Consider the following 22,147-nt stretch of genomic DNA (forward strand, 5'->3'; position numbering starts at 1 on the left):
TCTGCTGCCCGCCAGCCTAGCACAAACCGGGGCAATATCTATTCTGGCATGGATCGTTACCGCGATTGGCGCCATGTGTATTGCCTACACCTTCGCGAAGTGCGGTGCGTTCTGTAAGCGTTCTGGCGGTATGTCGGCATACTCTGAAGAGGCCCATGGGAAGTCATCTTTCTTTATTGCCTCCTACACCTACTATGTCTGTCTTGTAATCAGTTGCGTTGCCATTGCAGTATCTGCCGCAGGCTATTTAGTGCCCTTTATTCCATGGGTAAAAACAACGCCCATACACACCTTCTTTACCGTTGTAGCAATCCTGATCCTGACTATGATTGCCAATTTTAAAGGTGCCAGAATCACCGGACGTATCTCCAGCTTCACCGTTTGGGGGATCATTATTCCGGTTGCTGGCCTGTCTATTATTGGTTGGTTCTGGTTCGATCCGCAGATTTTTTCCGCCGCGTGGAACCCACATCACATTGGTACCTCAAAAGCTATCTCCTCCGGTATTTCTCTTACCCTATGGGCTTTCCTCGGTATTGAGTCTGCTGGCGCCAACTCTGATGCGGTGGAAAATCCCGAGCGAAATGTTCCGCTAGCCTGTCTGTTCGGTACTGGTTTTGCAGCAATCGTCTATATTGCCTCAACCTCCGTAATTCAGGGTATTGTTCCTAACTCGCAATTGCTTGCCTCCGATGCACCGTTTGGCCTGGTTTTCACCGTGATGTTCAACCCAGTGGTGGGTAAAGTGATCACCGCCCTGGCCGTGATCGCCTGTATCGGTTCGCTCCTGGGCTGGCAGTTCACCAATGCTCAGGTATCAAAGTCTGCCGCTGAAATGCATTTGTTCCCCAATATTTTTGCCAAGATAAGCAAAGACGACGCGCCAATAGCCGGTATGCTGATTATGTTGGCCGTTGAACTGGTATTGGCCTGCATGACTATCTCGCCGAACCTGCTCAAGCAGTTCGATATGCTACTGAACCTGGCCGTCTTCATTAACATGGTCCCTTATGTATTATCTATGACGGGTCTACAGGTCATGCTGCGTAAAAATCACGTCACCCAATCCCAATATTATCTGGCCTCCATCGTAGGTACCGTTGCCGTGGTATATAGCATTTATGGTATCTATGCCTGTGGCGATCAGGCAGTCTTCGGTGGCTGTATCATTACCATGTTCGGCTACATCTTCTATGGTTTCATCGCTGGCCGGGATGTTGAGATGCACCGCACTGTCTGACGTTTTCAGAGGTAGCGCAAAAATATTGCACCTTGCGATATTTTTGCGCTATTGGTGACTCATCATTTCAAATGATATCCAGGCACACGTGCTCGCCAACAAGTAACCGGGGGCTCGTACTGAAAAGAGCCCAAATTGGCAAGCTACCGTACCCCATGCCTGCAGCTTCTCGCGCCACAACCGATTGAAATAACTGGCGCCCAATCTTATTCCGAGACAACTACGGCGTTGAACCCTGTCCCGTGACACGATAAGTAAACACCGACGCCGAAGGGCACCGCAGACAGTTACGGTGCACAACCTTAATCTACTCCCCACTCGATAGGTAAATATGATGACGAAGACGGTTATCCAACATGTTCTATCCCGGCTGTATGCGTTAGGGATCAGTGATATCTTCGGCGTTCCTGGCGACTATGCTTTCCCTATTGGAGATGCTGTCTGTGCCGACACACGGCTGCGCTGGATTGGCAATTGTAATGAGCTGAATGCAGCCTATGCGGCTGACGGTTACGCCCGCCTGCGGGGGATGTCGGCATTGATCACCACGTTCGGCGTTGGCGAACTCAGCGCACTCTGTGGTATTGCAGGCGCTAATGCCGAGTCGCTTCCTCTGTTTCATCTCGTTGGGATGCCGGCCAGCGGAGTACAGGCAGAGGGTAAGCAGGTACACCACACGCTGGGCGATGGGGATTTCACCCATTTTTATCAGGCCAGCACCTCACTGGTCTGCGCCCGGGCCATTCTGACCCCCGACAACTGTATATCTGAAACCGAACGCCTGATTACTGCCGCCCTACGTTACCGCAAACCAGTCTATATCGGCATCCCCAGCGACTACGCCGTAATGCCGGTGATCCTCCCGCCCCCCCCTCTCTTCGACACAGATACATAGCGATCCACAGACGCTTAGCGAAGTAAGTGACATCATCGCCGAACGGCTCAACAATAGCCGTCAGGCCTGTGCATTACCGGGGATCTACCTGCAACGACATGACGCCCGGCGCGAAGCCTTAGCGTTGATTGAGGCATCGGGACTCTGCTTTGCTACCATGATTATGGATAAAAGCGTACTGGATGAGTCACATCCTAACTATATCGGAATGTATAACGGCCATCTGCTCAACCCCAACGTCCGTGAGTTTGTCGAGAGCTGCGATTGTGTACTCAAGATGGGTACCCTCATGTCTGACTTCAATACCGGTGCTTTTACTGCCCGGCTAAACCACCAGCATTGTATTACCGTACTGCCGGAGTCTGTGCTGATTGGGACCTCCGAATACCACCACGTTTTAATGAAGGACGTATTAGAGGCCGTCACGCAAAAAGTACGCAGAAAGGCCCGCCCGGATTTAGCGCCGAAACCTCAGCCACTGGCCCCTGTCAGCGCCAGTGGCGCGATTACCGCCCCCTATCTCTACGCACGCTGGCAGCAGATGCTCAAACCCCATGATATTTTGGTCGCAGAAACCGGCACGTGCTCTATGGGGTTAAGCTTTGTCCTGATGCCAGAGGGTGCCACGTTCCATAATCAGACCCTGTGGGGAGCAATAGGCTGGGCCACTCCGGCAGCACTGGGTGCCGCTGCTGCCGCTGCGACACAGCGAACCATCCTCATCAGCGGTGAGGGCTCACATCAGTTGACGGTGCAGGAAATTAGCCAGTTCGCTCGACTTGAACTTAAGCCACTGATTTTTATTTTGAATAACAATGGATATTTGATTGAGCGCCTACTGTGTAAAGACGGGGATATCTCTTACAACGATCTCGCGCAGTGGCAATACCATCAGTTGCCGGAGGCGATGGGCTGTAAAGGCTGGTTCAGCGCCCGTGTCGCCACCTGTGAAGCGCTGGATGCCGCCATTCGCCAGGCTGAAAAATGCGATTGTGGAGCCTATATTGAGGTCATAACCGGGAAATACGACGCCTCTCCCCTGGCGGAAAAAATGCACCAGTCAATGGGGTCACTGTACCAGGCAGACTAACGGCAACAGATAAGGCCTGCACTCCCCAAAGGGCGGTACAGTCCTTATCCATATAGCTATCAGGCCAATGCACTGGCTATCAAATACAACACGAGAGCCAGTGCAACACCGCCACCCAGCAAAAAAAACACGATAACCAGCCAGATATTTACCCGCGGGCATTTCTTATGTAATGCCCGCTTTAACTGCCACATACTTTGCTCCTTATCCCGCTGACGCTTCGCCATCGCTCCGTGACGGCACTTCGACACCGGGTATCAATACTGTAATATCTCTTATAATCATACTGGTAATCACGCCATATTGCCGCCATCCGATTCCGGGACTTTCGCCAGCCAACACGCCAGTGCCACCAGCCCCTCCCGGATCGGGCCATCGACCGCCGCCGCCGTCAGCGGTGCCCGCTCCAGCGCCAGACAGGCATCCGCGGCATGGCGCATTCCCAGGCTGGCACAGCTGCCCTTCAGGCGGTGAGCAAGCCCCTTCACCTGTTCACCATCTCCCGCGGTGCGGGCTACGGCAATCTCAGCCAGCAGCGGTAGCGAATGCTGACGAAACAGCGTCAGCCACTCCGTCAGACGTGGGTGGCCAAAGGCCGCCAAATCCTCCGCCAGCTGTCCGTCATCCAGCGGCGTTGCGATCTGCTGCGCCACGCGGGACGGCTGCGCCGCGCTCCGCTCACCGTCGGTTAGCGCATGGGCAATCAGGCGGCACAGCTCTGCCCGTGGCACCGGCTTTTGGATCATGCCGCAAAACAGTGGACGGATCCGACGGTGCTGAGCCTCATCCAGCACATGCGCGCTAAAACCGATGCGCTTCAGCTGCGGGTAGGCCTCTGCCATCTGGCGCGCCAGCGTAGGACCGTCGCTGTCCGGCAGGTCAAAATCCACCAGCGCTGCATCGAACGCCGTATCCCGCGCCAGCAGGGTCAGCGCCTCCGCGGCATTGCCGACGATATGAACCTGAACGCCTGCGCTCTGCAGCATCTCTGCGCTGATACGCTGGCTAAGCGGATTATCCTCGATCAGCAGCAGACGGCGTCCGACCAGTGACCATGCCTGCGCAGACGCCTCCTGCGGCGGCGGCACTGCCCGCCGCAGCGGCAAACGCAGGCAGAAGCGGCTCCCCTTCCCCGGGGTGCTGCTCACCTCCAGCGTTCCCACCATGGCCTGCGCCAGACCGCGGCAGATGGCCAACCCCAACCCCGTGCCGCCGCGTCGGGCACTCAGCTGCACAAATGGCTGAAATATGGCTGTCTGCTGCGCCGGATCGATACCGCAACCGCTGTCCTGAACCGCTATCCACCAGTGCGTCTCATCACAGCCGCAGCTCACACGAATCACCCCTCGCTCGGTAAAACGCAGAGCGTTATTCAGCAGGTTCATGACGATCTGGCGGATCCGGCACGGATCGCCCTGTAGCCACGTTGGTAACACATCGGCGTAGTCATGATCCAGGCGCAGTAGCCGCTGTTGCAGTCTCCCCTCCGCCAGACGCAGCGCACTATCCAGAAGCTGGCGCGGTGCAAATGGCTCATCGTTCAACGCCACACTATGGCTGCCGGCTTCGATAGCCGAATAGTCCAACACATCATTCAACACCGCCAGCAGCGACTCACCGGAGTCGTTGATCGCCTGCACATAGTCCCGACAACGTGGGGAGAGCTGCTGCCCGGCCAGCAGCTGGGCGGTGCCCAGAATACCGTGCAGCGGCGTGCGGATCTCGTGGCTCATTGCCGCCAAAAACGCCGACTTTGCCCGATCGGCGTTCTCCGCCTCCGCACGGGCCTGACGATGCTCAACCACCAGCGCCTGTAGCTCGGCGGTACGCATCTGTACCAGATCGGCCAGATGCTGACGCTGGTGACACAGGGCGCGTACGCTGGTACGGAACGCCTCCATAAGACGTCCGATGGTATCCAGCTCGCGCACCCCGGCGCGATCGGGAAAGGGGGAGTCGAAGTCACCGTCCAGCAGGCGCTGCAGCGCGGCCGTCTGATGGGCCAACGGCTGAGAGAGCGAGCGGTAAACCACGCGCCACAGGATCAGACACAACGCCAGCAGTCCGGCCCCCCCCAGCAGCATCAACCAGGTCAGCCCCAGACGGCGCGCCTGCTGCAGGTGCCCTAGTGCGGTGGCATTACGCAGCTCAATGTCGCTCACCTGGCGGCTTATCTCCGCGCTAAAGCGGGTAAAGAGATCCAGATTGTTCTGTGACAGCACCTGTAGCCTGGCGTAAATATCATTATCCTGGCGGTACAGATCGACCAGCGTACGGTACTGCGCAACCTGCCCCAACGCCCGGGCTATCTGGGCGCGAATACGCGGATCCTCAACCCGCTGCTGGCGGCGCTGCAGGATGCGCAGCGCCTGCGACAGGCGCTCCTCCTGTTCGCTCAACGCCTGACGGCCGCGGCCGCTCTCCAGCGCCATGACCATCTGCTGAACCCGCAGCGCGCTCAGGCGTAGCTCGCTCATCTGATTCAGGTATTCCAGATCGATGTCGATTAGCCTGTCCAGCGCCTGCTCCGCCGCCGCCGCCCGCTGCTGCTCAATCAGATCATAGATACCCGCCTGGGTCGCGCCGGCGGCCGTCGCCGCGTTGCTGGCCTGTCCTTTGGCCAACTCGGCAATCTGCTCTGCTGCTGCCGCCACCTGTGCGCTGAGCGCCCGCGCACGCAAACGCAGCTGCAGGCGCTGTCCCACCAGCGTCCCCTGCTCTCCCAGCGAGCGGGTGATCTCCGTCTCCTGCCGGGCGATGGTATCGATATCGAATCCCTGGCGACGCAGCTCATCCAGCAGGCGGCTGATCTTCAGGCTCTGGGCCGTCAGCATCCGTCCCTGGGCCAGCCACTCTCGTTCGCTGTCCGCACTGCTCAGGCTCTGAGCCGAAAACAGCTCATAGGCACCGGCCTCGCTCAGCTGGCGCGCCATATTCATCGTCGGCAGCAGGGCCTGCGTATTGGCCTGTTCCACCCGGCCAACGTAGTGCAGGCTAAACCAGCCCACCAGCACGCTGCCCAGGGTTAACGCCGCCATCAACACAAAGGCCAGCCACAACCGGCGAGTCAGAGAAGGCCTCCCCATAGCGCTCCCGCATCGTAAAAACGTTGAGTTAATCCATGATAAGGTTCTAGCATAAAGGCTTACCCACCACGAGGCTATTATGTCCCGACGGCGCACCCTGTTCCTCTGTCTGCTTTGGCTCTCCACCGCGACGGCGCACGCCGATGCCCCGCTGCTGCGCTGGCAGTCGGATCGTCAGTCCGTTCAGCTGCGCCAACCCCCGCTGCACGCGGGTAAGCGCTGGAAGCTGTGCGCCCTCTATCCCAGCCTGAAGGATGCCTACTGGCTCTCGATCAACGATGGGATGATCCGGGCCGCCGACCGGCTGGGCGTGACGCTGAAGGTATTCGACGCCGGCGGCTATCGTCAGCAGGCGACCCAGCGCGAGCAGATGGCCCTGTGCCGCGACTGGGGGGCCGACGCCATACTGATCGGCAGCAGCACGGCCCGCTTCCCGGCGCTGGCGACGCTGGCCGCGGGGATCCCGCTGATCGGGGTCGTCAACGCCCTGCACGATCCCAATATCCGCACCCGGATCGGCGTTCCCTGGTTCCAGATGGGCTATCAGCCGGGACACTACCTGGCGCAGCACCTCGGCCAGCGCCCACTCAAGGTTTTGCTGATGCCCGGCCCGCGCGACGCCGGTGGCAGCCGGGAGATGAGCGATGGCTTTAAGGCGGCGCTGGGCGGAAGCCGCCTGCAGATCGTGGAGGTCGCCTACGGCGACAATGACATCGAGGTGCAGCGCAATCTGCTGCAGGACATGCTGGAGCGCCATCCGGATATCGACGTGGTGGCCGGTACCGCCATCGCCGCCGAAGTCGCCATGGGCGAAGGGCGCAACCGCGCCACGCCGCTGACCATCGTCTCATTCTATCTCTCGCACCAGGTTTACCGTGGTCTGAAGCGCGGCCGCATTCTGGCCGCCGCCAGCGACCAGATGGTGTGGCAGGGCGAACTGGCCGTCGAACAGGCCCTGCGCTCGCTGCAGGGAGAGCGCGTGCCGGACAACATCAGCCCACCGATCTTGGTGCTCACCCAGCGCAACGTCAGCAGCGCGCAGGTTCGCCGCTCGCTCTCCCCCCTGGGCTTTCGCCCGGTCTACCTCTACCAGCCCGCGCTGAAGGCAGGGTAAGACGCGGTCAGGCGACCTCGGCCGCCAGAAAATAGCCCTCGCCGTGCTGGGTCACGAACAGATCGGGGCGCAGCTTGGCACGCAGGCGGCGGATTAGGACATCCACCGTGCGCACATCGGGGCTGTCGACCCGGTGCGATGAGAGCATGCGCAGCAGCCGATCTCGGCTTAAAATCGCGCCGGGATTGGTCACAAAGGCCAGCAGCATCTCATACTCGGCGCGCGTCAGGCGGATCGACTCGTCATCCAGCGTCAGCGTATGGCGCGACACGTTCAGGCAGTAGCCGGCGAACAAATAGCAGTTATCCGCCGCTGGCTGCGCCTGGCGCGCCAGATCGATGCGCCAGAGCAGGTTCTTCACCCGCACCACCAGCTCGCGCAGCTCCAGCGGCTTGGTGACATAATCATCCGCCCCCATCTCCAGGCCGACGATACGGTCGATGCGATCGCAACGGCCGGTGACCAGGATGATCCCCACCGTCGAGCGCTCACGCAGCGCGCGCGTCAGCATCAGGCCATTCTCATCGGGTAGGTTAATATCCAGCAGGATCACATCCACCGGCTGCAGCAGCATCAGCTCGCGTAGCCCGGCGCCGCTGGCGGTCACGGAGACCTGGTATCCCTCCTGGACAAAGTAATCGCGCAAACGCGCCTGGGTCACCGGTTCATCTTCAACAATCACAATGTGGTGTGTCATCGCCACGGCTCATCGTCTTCTGTTCATATCTGTTCATATTCTGACGTATCGCGTTCATGCTGACCAGTGACCCTGTTCATATTTAATCAATAAGATCGCGCATGACCCTCTCTTCCTCATCATGACAGGATATTGCGATGAAAAAACTCTGGAACAGGCTGAACCGCCCCAGTACGCGCTGGTCGGTACTGGCGCTGTTGGCGCTGGGCATCGTCATCGGCCTGGCGCTGATCGTTCTGCCGCACGTCGGCATCAAGATGACCAGCACGACCGAATTCTGCGTCAGCTGCCATAGCATGCAGCCGGTCTACCAGGAATATAAGCAGTCAGTCCACTTCAAGAATGCCTCCGGCGTACGGGCCGAATGCCACGACTGCCACATTCCCCCCGACATCCCCGGGATGGTGAAACGTAAGCTGGAAGCCAGCAACGATATTTACCAGACCTTTATCGCCCATTCGATCGATACCCCGGAGAAGTTTGAGGCCAAGCGTGCCGAACTGGCGGAGCGCGAATGGAAACGGATGAAAGAGAACAACTCGGCGACCTGCCGATCCTGCCATAACTATGATGCGATGGATCATGCCAAGCAGCATCCGGAGGCCGCCAGGCAGATGGCCATCGCCGCCAAGGATAATCAGTCCTGTATCGACTGCCATAAGGGCATTGCGCATCAGCTGCCGGATATGAGCAGTGGCTTCCGCAAGCAGTTTGCCGAGCTGCGCCAGAATGCCAGCGATGAAGGCAACACCCTGTATACCCTGGATATGAAGCCGATCTACGCCGCCAAAGGCGACAAAGAGCCGGCCGGCTCCCTGCTGCCCGCCTCCGAAATCACCGTGCAAAAGCGCGACGGAGACTGGCTGCAGGTACAGATCGAAGGCTGGACGGAGACCAATGGCCGCCAGCGCGTGCTGTCCCTGCTGCCGGGCAAACGTATCTTCGTCTCCTCTATCCGTGACCAGGTACAGCAGAACGCCAAGACGCTGGAGAAAACCACCGTCGCCGCCACCGGCGTGGAGTGGAGCAAGCTGCAGGCCACCGCCTGGGTACAAAAGGGCGATCTGGTCAATAACATCAAGCCGATCTGGGCCTACGCCGATGCGCTGTACAACGGCACCTGCAACCAGTGCCACGGCGCGCCGGAGAAGGCGCACTTTGACGCCAACGGCTGGATTGGCACCCTCAACGGCATGATCGGCTTCACCAGCCTGGACAAGCGGGAAGAGCGCACCCTGCTCAAATATCTGCAAATGAACGCCTCAGACACCGGCGGCGCCGCTCAGAAACACGAAGGGAGAGAGACTCGATGAACAAAAATGAAAGTGTCAGCGTATCGCGCCGCCGTTTTCTGTCGCAGCTGGGCGGCCTGACTGCCCTCGGCATGTTTGGCCCCTCCCTGCTGGTTGCCCGCGACGCGCGGGCAACCACGGCGACCGCCGCCTCCGCTACCCAGGAGGGGATCCTGACCGGCTCCCACTGGGGCGCCATCCGCGCCACGGTGGTGGATGGCCGCTTCGTCGCCGCCAAGCCCTTTGAGAAGGACTGCTACCCCTCCAAGATGGTGGCCGGCCTGCCGGACCATGTACACAATACGGCCCGTATCCGCTACCCGATGGTGCGCATCGACTGGATGCGCAAACGCCACCTCAGCGATACGCGCCAGCGCGGCGATAACCGCTTCGTCCGCGTGAGCTGGGACGAGGCGCTGGATCTGTTCTACCAAGAGCTGGAGCGCGTTCAGACCAGCTATGGCCCCAGTGCCCTGCTGAGCGGCAGCGGCTGGCAATCCACCGGCATGTTCCACAACGCCGCCGGCATGATGGGACGGGCACTGGCGCTGCACGGCAACTACGTCGGCACCGGCGGCGACTACTCCACCGGCGCCGCGCAAGTGATCCTGCCGCGCGTCGTCGGCTCCATGGAGGTCTATGAGCAGCAGACCTCCTGGCCGCTGGTGCTGAAAAACAGCCAGACCGTTATTCTGTGGGGCTCCGATCTGCTGAAGAACCAGCAGGCCAACTGGTGGTGCCCGGATCACGACGTCTATCAGTACTATGCCCAGCTGAAAGAGAAGGTCGCCAACGGTGAGATCCAGGTCGTCAGCATCGATACCGTGGTCTCCTCTACCCATGACTACCTGGGGCGCGACAAGGTGCAGCATATCGCCGTCAATCCCCAGACCGATGTGCCACTGCAGCTGGCGCTGGCCCATACCCTGTACAGCGAGAAGCTGTACGACGCCCACTTCCTGGACAACTACACCGTCGGTTTCGGCCAGTTCCTGCCCTATCTGCTGGGAACCCAGGACGGCCAGCCGAAGGATGCCGGGTGGGCCGCCAAACTGACCGGCATCGACGCCGAAACCATCCGTGCCCTGGCGCGCCAGATGGCCGCCGGACGGACCCAGATCATCGCCGGCTGGTGCGTACAGCGTATGCAGCACGGCGAGCAGTGGTCGTGGATGATCGTGGTGCTGGCCGCCATGCTGGGGCAAATCGGCCTGCCGGGCGGCGGCTTTGGCTTTGGCTGGCACTACAACGGTGCGGGCACCCCAAGCCGCAAAGGGGTCATCCTCAGCGGCTTCTCGGGCGCCACCAACACGCCGCCGCTGCACAACAGCAGCGACTACCGCGGCGCCAGCAGCACCATCCCCATCGCCCGCTTTATCGATGCCATGCTTGAACCGGGCAAAAAAATCGACTGGAACGGCAAACAGGTGACCCTGCCATCGCTGAAAATGTGCGTCTTTGCCGGTACCAACCCGTTCCACCGTCACCAGCAGATCAACCGCATGATCGCCGGCTGGCAGACGCTGGAGACCGTCGTCGCCATCGACAACCAGTGGACCTCCACCTGCCGCTTCGCCGACATCGTCCTGCCGGCCACCACCCAGTTTGAGCGCAACGATCTGGATCAGTACGGCAACCACTCCAACCGCGGCATTCTGGCGATGAAACAGCTGGTGCCGCCCCAGTTTGAGGCGCGTAACGACTTCGATATCTTCCGCGGGCTGTGCCAACGTTTTAACCGCGAACAGGCCTTCAGCGAAGGGCTGGACGAAATGGGCTGGATCAAACGGATCTATCAGGAGGGTGCGCGGCAGGGTAAAGGCCGTGAGATCCACCTGCCGACGTTTGACACCTTCTGGAGCGGCAGCGGCTATATCGAGTTTGGCGATCCGCAGCTGTTCGTGCGCCATCAGGCCTTCCGTGACGATCCGGATCTGGAGCCGCTGGGCACCCCGAGCGGCCTGATCGAGATCTACTCCAAGAGCATCGCCGATATGCACTACGGCGACTGCCAGGGCCACCCGATGTGGTTCGAAAAGGCCGAGCGCTCCCACGGCGGCCCCGGCTCAGCGCGCTTTCCGCTGCACTTACAGTCGGTGCACCCTGACTTCCGCCTGCACTCGCAGCTGTGCGAATCGCCGACGCTGCGGGCGCACTACAGCGTCGGCGGACGCGAGCCGGTCTTTATCAGCCCGCAGGATGCTGAGGCACGCGGGATCCGCAACGGCGATATCGTCCGGGTATTCAACGAGCGCGGTCAGGTTCTGGCCGGCGCCGTGCTCTCCGATCGCTATGTACCCGGGGTGATCCGCATCCACGAAGGCGCATGGTACGACCCGGATCGCGGCGGCGTGGCGGGGGCCCTGTGTAAATATGGCAACCCCAATGTCCTGACGCTGGATATTGGCTCTTCGCGGCTGGCCCAGGCCACCAGCGCCCATACCGCCATCGTCGAGGTAGAGAAGTACCGCGGCCCGCTGGCACCGGTCACCGCCTTCCATGGCCCGCAGGAGATGGTGGCGCAGTGTCAGTACGTACCGCTGCAGACGGAGGAGAAGCCATGAGTGCCGCCAGCCCGTTGACGGCACAGCACTACGCCTGCCTGTACGCCTGGCTGGCCGGGCTGTTCGCCCACGAGACAGACGACGCACAGCTGGCCCGTCTGCGCTCGCCCGACACGCAGGCCTGGTTCGCTCTGCTGCGCCAGCTGGCACCCCTGCGACCGGCGTTGCAGTGCCTGCAGGAGGCGCTCGTCGCGCTGGAGGCACGCCCGGACGCCCGTCTGGAGCTGGCGGCAGACTTCGCCGGTCTGTTTTTACTGTCGCAGAAGCGGGCGGCGCTGCCCTATGCCTCCTGCTATCAGGGGGAGACCCCGCGCTTTCGTCAGGCGCCCTGCGACGAGGTGCAGTCCCTGTTACAACGGGCGGGTATGCAGCTGAATGCCGACTTCCACGAACCGGAGGATCATCTGTCGATATTCCTGGAGCTGCTCAGCCACCTGAGCTTCGCCAGCGCGGAGCAGCCGGGGCAGGAAGACGTTCTGGTACCGCTGCGGCAACGCACCCTGGCGCTGCTGCTGGAGTGGCTGCCAGAATTCAACGCCCGCTGCCTGCGCTATGACACATTTGGCTTTTACGCCGCCCTGAGTCAGCTATTGCTGGCGCTGGTGCGTCTGGATGCCAACCACAGGGCAGCATGACCCCGACCGCATGGCGAAAAGCGGCTCAGGATAACGATAAGAAGAGAAAGCCTATTGCGGGCGGCATCAGCCGCCCATTTTTTTATCTGTAGAGCAGAGCTCAATCCAGACGACAGTGGCTGTCGGGGCAGATGCGCGCCAGGTGGGTATGATCGTTGATCATATCGCGCAGGTTTGCCTCTATCGTATGGGCCATCGCGTTAAGGGGCAGGTCGTTGGCCTCGATGCCAAACGGATCCTCCAGCTCCTCCGCCAAGGCATCCAGGGCGATGAAGGTATACGAGATAAACACGGATACCAGCGGCGTCATATAGTGCAGATCGGAGACCAGGGCAAAGGGCAGCAGCGCGCAGAACACATACACCGTGCGGTGAACTATCAGGCTATAGGCGAACGGGATCGGCGTATTGGAGATCCGCTCACAACCCCCCAGGATCACCGACAGCTGGTTCAGGTTGGTGTCGATGGTCTGGAAGTCAATATCGCTCAGGTAGCCGCGCTGCCGCTGCTCTCCCAGCCACTGCCCCATCAGCTGCAGCAGACGGTTGCAGGGGGAGCAGCTCCCCAACACCGCCGCCTTATCCTGCGAAGGCAGAAGACGGGTCAGCTCCATGGCCATCGGCTCATGGCGCAGATGGTGCTTCAGCGCATAGGAAAACGCGGTCAGCAGCATGGCGAAGCGGCGGTGCTCGCCGTCCGGGTGCGGCATCAGGCTGATGGCCTGGCGCATCAGAGAGCGGGTGGTGATCAGCAGCGATCCCCACAGTACCCGCGCCTCAATAAAGCGGGCATAGCTGGCGTTATTGCGAAAGCCGAGGAAGATGGCGATGGCCACCCCAAGCAGGCTGAAAGGACCCAGCGTCAGGTTGACGTTAAAGTCCTCATGCCACAGGTAGCACATCACCGCCAGGCAGGAGACCATGAAATTAAGGCTGAGACGAAAAAGGATATTCGGCAACACCGAACCGTGCCAGACGAACAGGCGCCGGAACCAGTGCTGGGGGGGTCTAACAATCATACTGAATTACTCGGAAAAACGACACCGCACACATGACTGGGGGAACTTCCCTACGACGGCCGTCCCTGTGCGGTACGGGGCGGCGGCGCGCCAGTGTACGCCTGTGCCGCGCGCAGCGGCAACAGGCAGATCCTTCCGCGGAGAACGGATGAGGGAAAAAACGCCATACTGCCTATACTCCCGGCAGAAAATACTATCGTTTCACAATTACGCGCTGGAAGTCACCGTTGCCAGAACCTTTCGCCTTCGCCTGCACTCTTTTTTTGCAGCCTGGCCGATCATGGATTATTAATAGCAAACATACCGTTAATCTATGCGACGGTGTGATACATCATTTAACGGGACAGCGGAACACCGGGTCCCCCTGTCAGGAACGCCCGTTTGGCGGGTTAGGGAGTCACCATGATTTACTTCGATCGCAACCGTCTGTTGCAGCTGGATCCGCGCTTCCTTAAGCAACAGCGCGTCTCACTGCTGATCCTGTCGCTGCTGCTGCTGCTCGGCGGTCTGTTCTGCCTGTTCCGTCCGCTTACCTCAGGTGACGCCCTGAGTGCCATGGTCGGCATTCTGCTGCTGCTCAGCGGCATAGGGCTAATTATCGGCATGATTGCCAATCGGGCCAATAACTTCTGGCCGATGATCGGTGGGATATTAATGGGCGCCGCCTATCTGGTGATGGGCTTTATCTTTATTCGCAACCCGGAGGTCGGCCTGTTCACCGTCGCAGTCCTGGTCGCCACCCTGTTTGCGCTGGGGGGGATCGCCCGCCTGATGGCCGGCGTTAAGCTCAAGGGGGCCCATGGCGGCTGGCTGCAGATCATCATCGGCCTGTTGGACCTCCTGATCGCCTGGATGCTGATAAGTGCCGGGCCACAGGGTTCCATACTGCTGGTCACCATGATCGTCGGTATCGAAATGCTGTTCAGCTCTTTCAGCCTGTTTCAGGTCGCCCAGCTGCTGAAGCAACGCTAAACGCCCTTACCCATGACCGACGGGGCGCCAGAGGGCGCCCCGCTGTGTTAAACACGCCGACTCAGTAAGCCAGCCCTATCTCCCGCAGCATCGCGCTGCGCGGGTTACCGCCGGTGCAGATGCCCGCCAGCCTGGCGTTATCCAGCGGCTTTGTCACCCGGGTAAGGGGGCGAAAGAGAGAGCTGTGGCACATTACCGCTTCAGCGTATGTAAATCCCGCCACCGCCGCCCCGGCGCGCTTTAAATGTAACCAGCTTTCCCCTATGCTATCGGCAATCTGGGAAAGACGGGCACGGCTTTTGCTTGGCCCGCAACGGGGAACCTCATCATGAAACGGACCAAACACATTAATCGCAGCGCATTTCGCAAGCGTTGGCAGATGGCGCCGCTGGCGCTGGCTGTCAGCGCGGTATTCCTGCTGGCCGGCTGTGAAAAGAGCGATGAAACGGTATCGCTGTATCAAAACGCCGATGACTGCAGCAAGGCGAATCCCTCCATGAGCGCACAGTGCAAAGCCTCTTACGACGATGCGCTGAAAGAGGCGGCAAAAACCGCACCGAAGTACGCCACGCGCGAGGATTGCATCGCCGAGTTCGGCGAAGGCCAGTGTACACAGACACCGGCACAGGCTGGCATGGCACCGACGACGGGCAATACCAACGCCGAAGCGGCTCAGAGCAGCGGCAGTTTCTGGATGCCGCTGATGGCCGGCTACATGATGGGGCGTCTGATGGGCGGCGGTTTTAACCAGCAGCCGCTGTTTACCCCGCGCGGTGCTGCCAGCCCAGCCAACGGCCAGTTTGTCGACGCCAGCGGCAAGAGCTATGGCCCGGCCACCGCAGGCGGGCGTACCATGAACGTGCCTAAAACAGCGATGGCGCCCAAGCCGGCGACCACCACCACGGTCACCCGCGGCGGCTTTGGCGAAACGGTCGCCAAGCAGAGCAGCCTGCAGCGCAGCAGCGCTTCCGGCACGGGCACCAGTTCACGCAGCATGGGTGGCTAAACCATGAAACGTATTGCCATCAGCGAGCGCCCGGACTGGCGCGCCAAAGCCAGCGAGTTCGGCTTCCAGTTCCATACCATGCACGGCGAGCCCTACTGGTGTGAGGATGCCTACTATCAGTTTTCCATGGCACAGGTAGAAGCCCTGGAGGAGACCACTGCCGAGCTACACCAAATGTGTCTGCAGGCGGTCGAGAAGGTCGTCGACAGCGAAGCGCTGCTGAGCCGCTTCCAGATCCCCAAACACACCTGGGACTTTGTCCGCGCCTCCTGGCGCTCCGGCCAGCCATCGCTCTATTCACGCCTCGATCTGGCCTACGACGGCCAGGGGCCGGCCAAGCTGTTGGAGAATAACGCCGATACGCCAACCTCGCTGTATGAGTCCGCGTTTTTCCAGTGGATTTGGCTGGAAGATCAGGTGCGGGCCGGTAAGCTGCCCGCGGTAGCGGATCAGTTCAACAGCCTGCAGGAACAGCTGATCGCCCGCTTCGCCGAGCTGAAAACCAACCACGGCTTCCAGCTGCTGCACATGGCCTGCTGCCAGGACAGCGACGAGGATCGCGGTACGGTACAGTACCTGCAGGACTGCGCCGCAGAGGCTGGGCTGGCCACGGAGTTCCTGTACATGGACGAGATAGGCCTGGGCGAGAAGGGGCAGTTTACCGATCCCCAGGATCAGGTGATCAGCAACCTGTTCAAGCTCTATCCCTGGGAGTTTATGCTGCGTGAGATCTTCTCCACCAAGCTGGAGGATGCCGGGGTACGCTGGCTGGAGCCGGCCTGGAAGAGCATTCTGTCCAATAAGGCCCTGCTGCCGATGCTGTGGGAGATGTTCCCCAATCACCCCAACCTGCTGCCGGCCTACTTTGCCGACGGCAGCCAGCCGCCGCTGGATCGCTATGTGGTGAAACCGCTGTTTTCCCGCGAGGGCGCCAACATCCGCATCGTCGAAAACGGTCAGGAGATCGAACGCGTTGACGGCCCCTACGGCGAAGAGGGCATGATTGTGCAGCAGTACCACCCGCTGCCCAGGTTTGGCGACAGCTACACCCTGATCGGCAGCTGGCTGGTCAACGACAGCCCGGCCGGTATTGGCCTGCGTGAGGATCGCAGCCGCATCACCCAGGATCTGTCGCGCTACTATCCGCACATCATTCTGGACTAGCACCGCGATCCGCGGCCGATAAAAAAGGCACCGCCCTAACGGGCAGTGCCTTTTTCGCGATGGCGACGTCGCGTTATCCCTGCACGCCGTGATGCTTCAGCACCACCACCTCATACTCTCCCTTACCGTTACACCGCACCCCGTGGATATCGGTTTCAAAACCCGGATAATGGGCGCCGATGTCGCACAGCAGCTGCAGGAAGTCCAGCACCGGCTTACTGGCCTCGGTGATCATCTCCCCCGGCATGATCAGTGGGACGCCCGGAGGATAAGGCAGGATCATATTGGCGCTGACCCGGCCGATCATCTGCTGCAACGGGCAGATTTCAATATTGCCGCGCACCTCCTCCTGGAAGGCGTCGTGCGGCGTCAATATCAGCGTCGGCAGCACGTCGAAGGCGCTGTACATCAGATCCGGCAGGCGAGACTCGCCGGTCAGCGTATGGATCCCCTGCGCCAGCTCCTGAATGCGCATGTTCTGATAAAACTCCGGCGCCTCCCGATACAGCGACGGCAGCACATTCTTCACCCGCAGGTTGAGATCGTACACCCGCTTAAAGTCCGTCAGGGCGCGCAGCAGGCTGAGCGCCTTGGTCTTATCGATCCCGATACTGAACAGGAACAGCAGGTTATACGGCCCGGTTTTCTCTACGATGATCCCGTGCTCATCCAGGTACTTGGACACGATCGATGCCGGGATCCCCCAGTTATCCATGGTGCCGTCGGCCTTCATCCCCGGCGTCAGCAGCGTCACCTTGATCGGATCCAGGTACATATGATCGTCATCGATATTCTTGAAGCCGTGCCAGTCATTGCGCGAATTCAACGGCCAGCAGGCCACCTCATCAATATTGTCCGGCTGCCAGACATCAAAAAACCATCCCTCCGACTCAGTACGCAGATGCTTGATCTCCTTACGGAAGCGGATCGCACGTTCGATCGAGTTGGCGATCAGCCGCTTACCCGTATTGCCCTTCATCATCGCCGCCGACATCTCGGCCGACGCCACAATGCCATAGTGGGGCGAGGTGGAGGTGTGCATCATATAGGCTTCGTTAAAGGTCTCCTCATTGATGATCCCTTTCACATGAATCATGGATGCCTGTGAGAATGCCGCCAACAGCTTATGGGTCGACTGGGTTTCATAGATCACCTTGCCCGCCACCCGCTCACCACTCATCCCCGCCTTACCCTGATAGATGGGGTGGAAGTTGGTATAGGGAACCCAGGCGGAGTCGAAGTGGATCGACTTCACGTCCAGGGTCTGCTTGATATAACCGGTGTTATAGAATAGCCCGTCATAGGTCGAGTTGGTGACGACCGCATGCACCGGCCAGCTGGCGTTCGGGGTATTACGCACCTTCTCCTCGATGGCCTCACGGGTGAACTCCTGGCGCGGGATCCCACCCAGAATGCCATAGGCATTACGCGTCGGGCGCAGGTACAGCGGCACCACGCTGCTCATCATCATCAGGTGGGTCAGCGACTTATGACAGTTACGATCGATGAGGATCGAGGCACCCGCCGGCGACGAATACATCCCGACGATCTTGTTGGCCGTCGAGGTACCGTTGGTGACGATATAGCTGCGTTCGGCGTTAAAGGTACGGGCGATATACTCTTCCGCCTCGCGGTGTGGGCCGCTGTGATCCAGCAGCGATCCCAGTTCAGTGACCGAGATCGAGATGTCGGAGCGCAGGGTATTCTCGCCGTAGAAATCATAAAACAGGGCGCCGACCGGGCTTTTCTCAAAGGCAGTTCCCCCCATGTGACCCGGGGTACAGAAAGTATATTTCTCCTCATGAACATACTTAAACAACGCCTTGGTCAGGGGCGGCATAATGGCATCGATATACTGATCGGTACTCTGGCGGATCTTCAGGGCGATGTCCTGCGCGCTGCCTAAGGTGTACTCAAAGAAACGCACGTTGAGACGCAGCTCGCTCATGCTCACGTCCAGCGTAGAGGAGGTATTGGCGAAGGCATAGATCGGCAGCATCTTGTTCAGGGCGCTGATCTCGTCACACAACGCCAGATTGTACTTGTCCCAGTCAAAAATCACCCCGCACAGACGGGCGTTGTTCTCTATCAGCTTGAGCAGGTCGCCGCGATCGCGCGGATAGACAAGGCGAAATCCCGCCCTCTCCAACTCCTGTTGCAGCTCGCGCAGCGGCTCTTCCTTAAAATACGCGCTGATGTCATTCATTATGGCAATGATATTCATGCGAACTCTCCAGACCCATTCACTGGCCTCACCGGCGGCGCAGGGCCGCCGGTAAATTAACCACGGTTGAGGTTAGTTACGCGGGGCGTTGTCTTTATCCTGTGTGGAGCCCAGCTTACGTGAGTAGAACATCAGAATGATCAGACTGACGATAAAGGTACCGGACAGCTCAATCGAGTTGGCCCCCATCAGAGCGATAAAACAGAACACACAACCGAGAATGGAAGCCAACAGGCTAAGCACATTCTTGATGTTGGCTCCATCAAAGCGGATCAGATCGATACAGGAGTAGAAGTAAGGCAGCATGGTCAACAGCACCGCGATGCCGGTCAGTTCACCGAACAGGTCAGAGGCCTTATCGCCGCTGGCGTTCATCACGGTGATCAGCACCATCAGGATGGTCATCTTGATCGCGGCCAGAAATAGCCCTTTCTTCGGCAGGCCATTCTTATCCAGCTCACCGTAGATTTTCGGGAAGTTACCGTCATGGGCCGCACGCGCACCGGCCTGACTGACCAGCATCATCCAGGAGCCCAGCGAAGTCAGACAGGCAAAGGCGGTAAAGGCGGACACCACCGGCCCGGCCCAGCTGCCCACCATGGTTGAGGCGCTGATGGCGAACGGTGCGCCGGAGGCAGCCATCTGATGGGCCGGATACATCCCGGCAATGGCCTGTGTCGCCGCAATGTAGACAATACCGGCCAGGAACGTCCCCATCATGGTTGCCAGCGGGACGTTACGCTGCGGATCCTTCACCATCCCGGTACTGACGGACGCGGACTCCACCCCGATAAACGCCCACAGGCACAGCAGGATACTCTTGATAACCGCATGATAGTCAGTACCGCCGGAGGTGTTCCAGTTCGCCATGTAGGTGGCCGGCTCAAACCAGAACCAGCCGGCAATACCGGTCCCGATAACCGGGATCAGCACCAGCACCAGCCCCAGGGTGGTCAGGCGGCTTACCCAGGCTCCCCCCAGCATGTTAACGAAGGTGAAAATCCACACGATGGCGATACAGGCGATCCCCGCCGGTACCGGGCTATTAAGTACCGGGAAGAAGGTAGATAAATAAGAGATGGCGGTAATACCGATAGCCAGGTTACCGATCCAGTTGGCGTGGTAGTACAGCACCCCGGTCTGAAACCCGAAGGCGGCACCGACCTCACCGGCGTAGGCAACCGGCCCCCCCTCCTGGGGATTTTTGGTGGCCAGGCGGGCGTACACATAGGCCAAAGAAACGGCACCCACCAGCGCGATCAGCCAGCCCCATACGGCAATTGACCCCAGGCTTGCCAGATTGGCGGGCAGCAGCGCGATACCGCTGCCCATCATGTTGCCGGCAACCACCCCGGTACAGGCGATAAGCCCGATTTTTTTTACAGAAGCCATCGTCTGCGCTCCCCTGTAATGATGACTGGCCATAACGCAGGCCCACTGGAGCGCATGTCAGTAAACGGATAGGCTCCGCAGATAATTATAGAAAAGGAAGTGTTCTTTTCCCGGAATAAACAATATTTTTACAAACATTTTTTTCTTTAGATTCAAATCATTGCATGTGAATATTCCTGTACAAAATCACTGGGAATAAATACACAATATAATCATCAAGATAATTATTTCCCCTCCCGCCGCGCGGCCGGTGACACATCCTTTTTCCCGTCAATGCGCGCGAATTTACTGAACGATATAAATTTATTAATCAATTTTTTAACGGCGCATATCCTCCCTTGAACATCCTACCCGTCATCGCTATGCTGGCTGCCATGAACACACCACGACTCCCCATCGCCCTGCAACAGGCCGTGATGCTCACCCTGCGCCGTTGCCTTGGACAGGCCGAACAGCGCCTGAATCAAACGCTCCCGCAGCCCCAGATTGATTACTGCCAGCGCGGCACCATCGCGGGCACAGCCTGGCCACAGCAGTGGAAAATCCGGCTGAACCCGGTGCTGCTGCAGGAAAACGGGCAGACGTTTATCGACAGCGTCATCCCCCATGAGCTGGCGCATCTGCTGGTATACCGCCGCTTTGGCCGCGTTGCTCCCCACGGCAGAGAGTGGCGCTGGATGATGGCGGAGATACTGGGCGTGGCACCGCTGCGAACCCACCGTTTCAGCGTCGATTCAGTACGCGGGCGCACCTTCACCTACCGCTGCGCCTGCCAGTTGCACCAGCTGACCCTGCGACGCCATAACCGCGTTCAGCGCGGAGGATCCAGCTACCGCTGTCGCCAGTGCGGCGCAGCGCTGAGCTTCACCCCCGACGCGACGTCGGAATAATCACGCGACGCTTTCTCCACACTTTCTAAAAATTATGCACAGCGGACGCAAAAGGTTGCCTGCAGACCTTGTATTGTCTACCCTGCTGACTTTCTCATTCCAACACCGTTTTAGAATATGTTTCCCAAATCCTTCATCGCTCTCTCCGCCCTGCTGGGCTGCCTGCTGCTGCCGGTGGCCCATGCAGAACATCCCCATAACTTTTCCCAGGCCAAGACCGTTGCCGCCAAAATCAACCATGACGCCCCCGGCACCTTTTACTGCGGCTGCCGCATCGACTGGCAGGGGAAAAAAGGCACCCCCGATCTGGCCAGCTGCGGCTACCAGGTGCGCAAAAATGCCCACCGGGCCGGGCGCATCGAGTGGGAACACGTGATGCCGGCCTGGCAGTTCGGCCACCAGATGCTGTGCTGGCAGGAGGGCGGGCGGAAAAACTGCGCCAAGAATCCGGACTACGTACGTATCGAAACCGATCTGCACAACCTGCAGCCCGCCATCGGCGAGGTCAACGGCGATCGCAACAACTTCGCCTTCAGCCAGTGGCGCGGCGGCGAAGGCCAGTATGGCCAGTGCACCATGAAGGTCGATTTCAAAAACAGGCAGGCCGAGCCGCCCGAGCGTGCACGCGGCGCCATCGCACGCACCTACTTCTATATGCGCGATCGCTACCACATCCGCCTTTCCCCGCAGCAGACCCGCCTGTTTGACGTGTGGAACCGCCAGTACCCGGTCACCGCATGGGAGTGTGAGCGGGAGGCCCGCATCAATAAAGTGCAGGGGAACCCGAACCCGTATGTGCAGCAGGCCTGTGCCGCCCGTAAGGGGTAAGTCTGCTCACGGCTGGCTGCCACAGAGCCGGTGACAGGTA

At 59.7% G+C, this 22,147-nt stretch carries 17 protein-coding genes and 1 pseudogene; 11 read left to right on the forward strand and 7 right to left on the reverse strand.

Annotation, left to right across the window (positions count from 1 at the left end):
- The first annotated feature begins 1 nt into the window (after position 1).
- Entirely contained in the window at positions 2-1,240 is a 1,239-nt protein-coding gene (gene potE / locus EIEH_RS04610; RefSeq protein ID WP_081490023.1) for a putrescine-ornithine antiporter, read from the forward strand.
- A gap of 334 nt (positions 1,241-1,574) precedes the next feature.
- A pseudogene (locus EIEH_RS20075) lies at positions 1,575-3,225 on the forward strand (alpha-keto acid decarboxylase family protein).
- Positions 3,226-3,284: 59 nt separating this feature from the next.
- Here the strand turns inward: EIEH_RS20075 and EIEH_RS19930 are convergent.
- Both EIEH_RS19930 and torS read right to left on the reverse strand, forming a co-directional pair.
- On the reverse strand, positions 3,285-3,419 hold the full coding sequence (locus tag EIEH_RS19930; RefSeq protein WP_015869755.1) for a hypothetical protein: 135 nt from the start codon (positions 3,417-3,419) through the stop codon (positions 3,285-3,287).
- A 99-nt stretch (positions 3,420-3,518) separates the two neighbouring features.
- Complete coding sequence (gene torS / locus EIEH_RS04620) at positions 3,519-6,311, reverse strand: TMAO reductase system sensor histidine kinase/response regulator TorS (RefSeq protein WP_015869754.1); 2,793 nt, start codon at positions 6,309-6,311, stop codon at positions 3,519-3,521.
- Between the two features lie 79 nt (positions 6,312-6,390).
- On the opposite strand from torS, the gene torT reads away from it, so the two are divergent.
- Positions 6,391-7,425 carry a TMAO reductase system periplasmic protein TorT gene (gene torT / locus EIEH_RS04625; protein WP_015869753.1) on the forward strand — a complete coding sequence of 345 codons (1,035 nt, stop codon included), beginning with the start codon at positions 6,391-6,393 and terminating at the stop codon, positions 7,423-7,425.
- 7 nt (positions 7,426-7,432) lie between these two features.
- Here torT and torR read toward each other — a convergent pair whose 3' ends face one another.
- Positions 7,433-8,122 carry a two-component system response regulator TorR gene (torR, locus tag EIEH_RS04630; protein ID WP_015869752.1) on the reverse strand — a complete coding sequence of 230 codons (690 nt, stop codon included), beginning with the start codon at positions 8,120-8,122 and terminating at the stop codon, positions 7,433-7,435.
- 137 nt (positions 8,123-8,259) lie between these two features.
- On the opposite strand from torR, the gene torC reads away from it, so the two are divergent.
- From torC to torD, 3 genes are read left to right on the forward strand one after another with little or no spacing between them, the layout of a single operon-like run.
- Positions 8,260-9,435 (forward strand): pentaheme c-type cytochrome TorC, encoded by a 1,176-nt coding sequence (gene torC, locus EIEH_RS04635; protein WP_015869751.1) that lies wholly within the window; start codon positions 8,260-8,262, stop codon positions 9,433-9,435.
- Positions 9,432-11,978 carry a trimethylamine-N-oxide reductase TorA gene (torA, locus tag EIEH_RS04640; protein WP_015869750.1) on the forward strand — a complete coding sequence of 849 codons (2,547 nt, stop codon included), beginning with the start codon at positions 9,432-9,434 and terminating at the stop codon, positions 11,976-11,978. Before torC ends, torA begins: the two co-directional genes overlap by 4 nt.
- Entirely contained in the window at positions 11,975-12,613 is a 639-nt protein-coding gene (gene torD, locus EIEH_RS04645) for a molecular chaperone TorD (RefSeq protein WP_015869749.1), read from the forward strand. Before torA ends, torD begins: the two co-directional genes overlap by 4 nt.
- Before the next feature lie 100 nt (positions 12,614-12,713).
- Here torD and EIEH_RS04650 read toward each other — a convergent pair whose 3' ends face one another.
- A complete protein-coding gene (locus EIEH_RS04650; protein WP_015869748.1) occupies positions 12,714-13,631 on the reverse strand; it encodes a bestrophin family protein in 918 nt (305 codons plus the stop codon).
- A 402-nt stretch (positions 13,632-14,033) separates the two neighbouring features.
- Here EIEH_RS04650 and EIEH_RS04655 point away from each other — a divergent pair, with 402 nt between their 5' ends.
- Complete coding sequence (locus EIEH_RS04655) at positions 14,034-14,603, forward strand: HdeD family acid-resistance protein (RefSeq protein WP_015869746.1); 570 nt, start codon at positions 14,034-14,036, stop codon at positions 14,601-14,603.
- A gap of 61 nt (positions 14,604-14,664) precedes the next feature.
- On the opposite strand, the gene EIEH_RS19935 is transcribed toward EIEH_RS04655, so the two are convergent.
- Positions 14,665-14,796 carry a hypothetical protein gene (locus tag EIEH_RS19935; protein ID WP_256594371.1) on the reverse strand — a complete coding sequence of 44 codons (132 nt, stop codon included), beginning with the start codon at positions 14,794-14,796 and terminating at the stop codon, positions 14,665-14,667.
- Between the two features lie 135 nt (positions 14,797-14,931).
- Here EIEH_RS19935 and EIEH_RS04660 point away from each other — a divergent pair, with 135 nt between their 5' ends.
- Both EIEH_RS04660 and EIEH_RS04665 read left to right on the forward strand, forming a co-directional pair.
- A complete protein-coding gene (locus EIEH_RS04660) occupies positions 14,932-15,609 on the forward strand; it encodes a DUF1190 family protein (protein ID WP_015869744.1) in 678 nt (225 codons plus the stop codon).
- 3 nt (positions 15,610-15,612) lie between these two features.
- Entirely contained in the window at positions 15,613-16,773 is a 1,161-nt protein-coding gene (locus EIEH_RS04665; protein ID WP_015869743.1) for a glutathionylspermidine synthase family protein, read from the forward strand.
- A 73-nt stretch (positions 16,774-16,846) separates the two neighbouring features.
- On the opposite strand, the gene EIEH_RS04670 is transcribed toward EIEH_RS04665, so the two are convergent.
- Together EIEH_RS04670 and cadB are read right to left on the reverse strand one after the other, a co-directional pair.
- Positions 16,847-18,997 (reverse strand): lysine decarboxylase CadA, encoded by a 2,151-nt coding sequence (locus tag EIEH_RS04670; protein WP_015869742.1) that lies wholly within the window; start codon positions 18,995-18,997, stop codon positions 16,847-16,849.
- A gap of 72 nt (positions 18,998-19,069) precedes the next feature.
- Complete coding sequence (gene cadB / locus EIEH_RS04675) at positions 19,070-20,389, reverse strand: cadaverine/lysine antiporter (RefSeq protein ID WP_015869741.1); 1,320 nt, start codon at positions 20,387-20,389, stop codon at positions 19,070-19,072.
- 374 nt (positions 20,390-20,763) lie between these two features.
- Between cadB and EIEH_RS04680 the strand changes: the two genes are divergently transcribed.
- Together EIEH_RS04680 and endA are read left to right on the forward strand one after the other, a co-directional pair.
- On the forward strand, positions 20,764-21,279 hold the full coding sequence (locus tag EIEH_RS04680; protein ID WP_139018788.1) for a SprT family zinc-dependent metalloprotease: 516 nt from the start codon (positions 20,764-20,766) through the stop codon (positions 21,277-21,279).
- A gap of 117 nt (positions 21,280-21,396) precedes the next feature.
- A complete protein-coding gene (gene endA / locus EIEH_RS04685) occupies positions 21,397-22,107 on the forward strand; it encodes a deoxyribonuclease I (RefSeq protein ID WP_015869739.1) in 711 nt (236 codons plus the stop codon).
- Positions 22,108-22,147 lie beyond the last annotated feature (40 nt).

The organism is Edwardsiella ictaluri ATCC 33202, from assembly GCF_000264785.1.
GTDB lineage: Bacteria > Pseudomonadota > Gammaproteobacteria > Enterobacterales > Enterobacteriaceae > Edwardsiella > Edwardsiella ictaluri.

Bases quoted from the DNA above. Each gene is read 5' to 3' on its own strand.
- EIEH_RS19930 (WP_015869755.1), bottom strand. From the start codon at position 3,419: ATGTGGCAGTTAAAGCGGGCATTACATAAGAAATGCCCGCGGGTAAAT.
- endA (WP_015869739.1), top strand. From the start codon at position 21,397: ATGTTTCCCAAATCCTTCATCGCTCTCTCCGCCCTGCTGGGCTGCCTG.
- EIEH_RS04660 (WP_015869744.1), top strand. From the start codon at position 14,932: ATGAAACGGACCAAACACATTAATCGCAGCGCATTTCGCAAGCGTTGG.
- EIEH_RS04655 (WP_015869746.1), top strand. From the start codon at position 14,034: ATGATTTACTTCGATCGCAACCGTCTGTTGCAGCTGGATCCGCGCTTC.
- torC (WP_015869751.1), top strand. From the start codon at position 8,260: ATGAAAAAACTCTGGAACAGGCTGAACCGCCCCAGTACGCGCTGGTCG.
- torD (WP_015869749.1), top strand. From the start codon at position 11,975: ATGAGTGCCGCCAGCCCGTTGACGGCACAGCACTACGCCTGCCTGTAC.
- EIEH_RS04670 (WP_015869742.1), bottom strand. From the start codon at position 18,997: ATGAATATCATTGCCATAATGAATGACATCAGCGCGTATTTTAAGGAA.
- torA (WP_015869750.1), top strand. From the start codon at position 9,432: ATGAACAAAAATGAAAGTGTCAGCGTATCGCGCCGCCGTTTTCTGTCG.
- torS (WP_015869754.1), bottom strand. From the start codon at position 6,311: ATGGGGAGGCCTTCTCTGACTCGCCGGTTGTGGCTGGCCTTTGTGTTG.
- torR (WP_015869752.1), bottom strand. From the start codon at position 8,122: ATGACACACCACATTGTGATTGTTGAAGATGAACCGGTGACCCAGGCG.
- cadB (WP_015869741.1), bottom strand. From the start codon at position 20,389: ATGGCTTCTGTAAAAAAAATCGGGCTTATCGCCTGTACCGGGGTGGTT.
- EIEH_RS04650 (WP_015869748.1), bottom strand. From the start codon at position 13,631: ATGATTGTTAGACCCCCCCAGCACTGGTTCCGGCGCCTGTTCGTCTGG.
- EIEH_RS19935 (WP_256594371.1), bottom strand. From the start codon at position 14,796: ATGTGCCACAGCTCTCTCTTTCGCCCCCTTACCCGGGTGACAAAGCCG.
- EIEH_RS04665 (WP_015869743.1), top strand. From the start codon at position 15,613: ATGAAACGTATTGCCATCAGCGAGCGCCCGGACTGGCGCGCCAAAGCC.
- EIEH_RS04680 (WP_139018788.1), top strand. From the start codon at position 20,764: ATGAACACACCACGACTCCCCATCGCCCTGCAACAGGCCGTGATGCTC.
- torT (WP_015869753.1), top strand. From the start codon at position 6,391: ATGTCCCGACGGCGCACCCTGTTCCTCTGTCTGCTTTGGCTCTCCACC.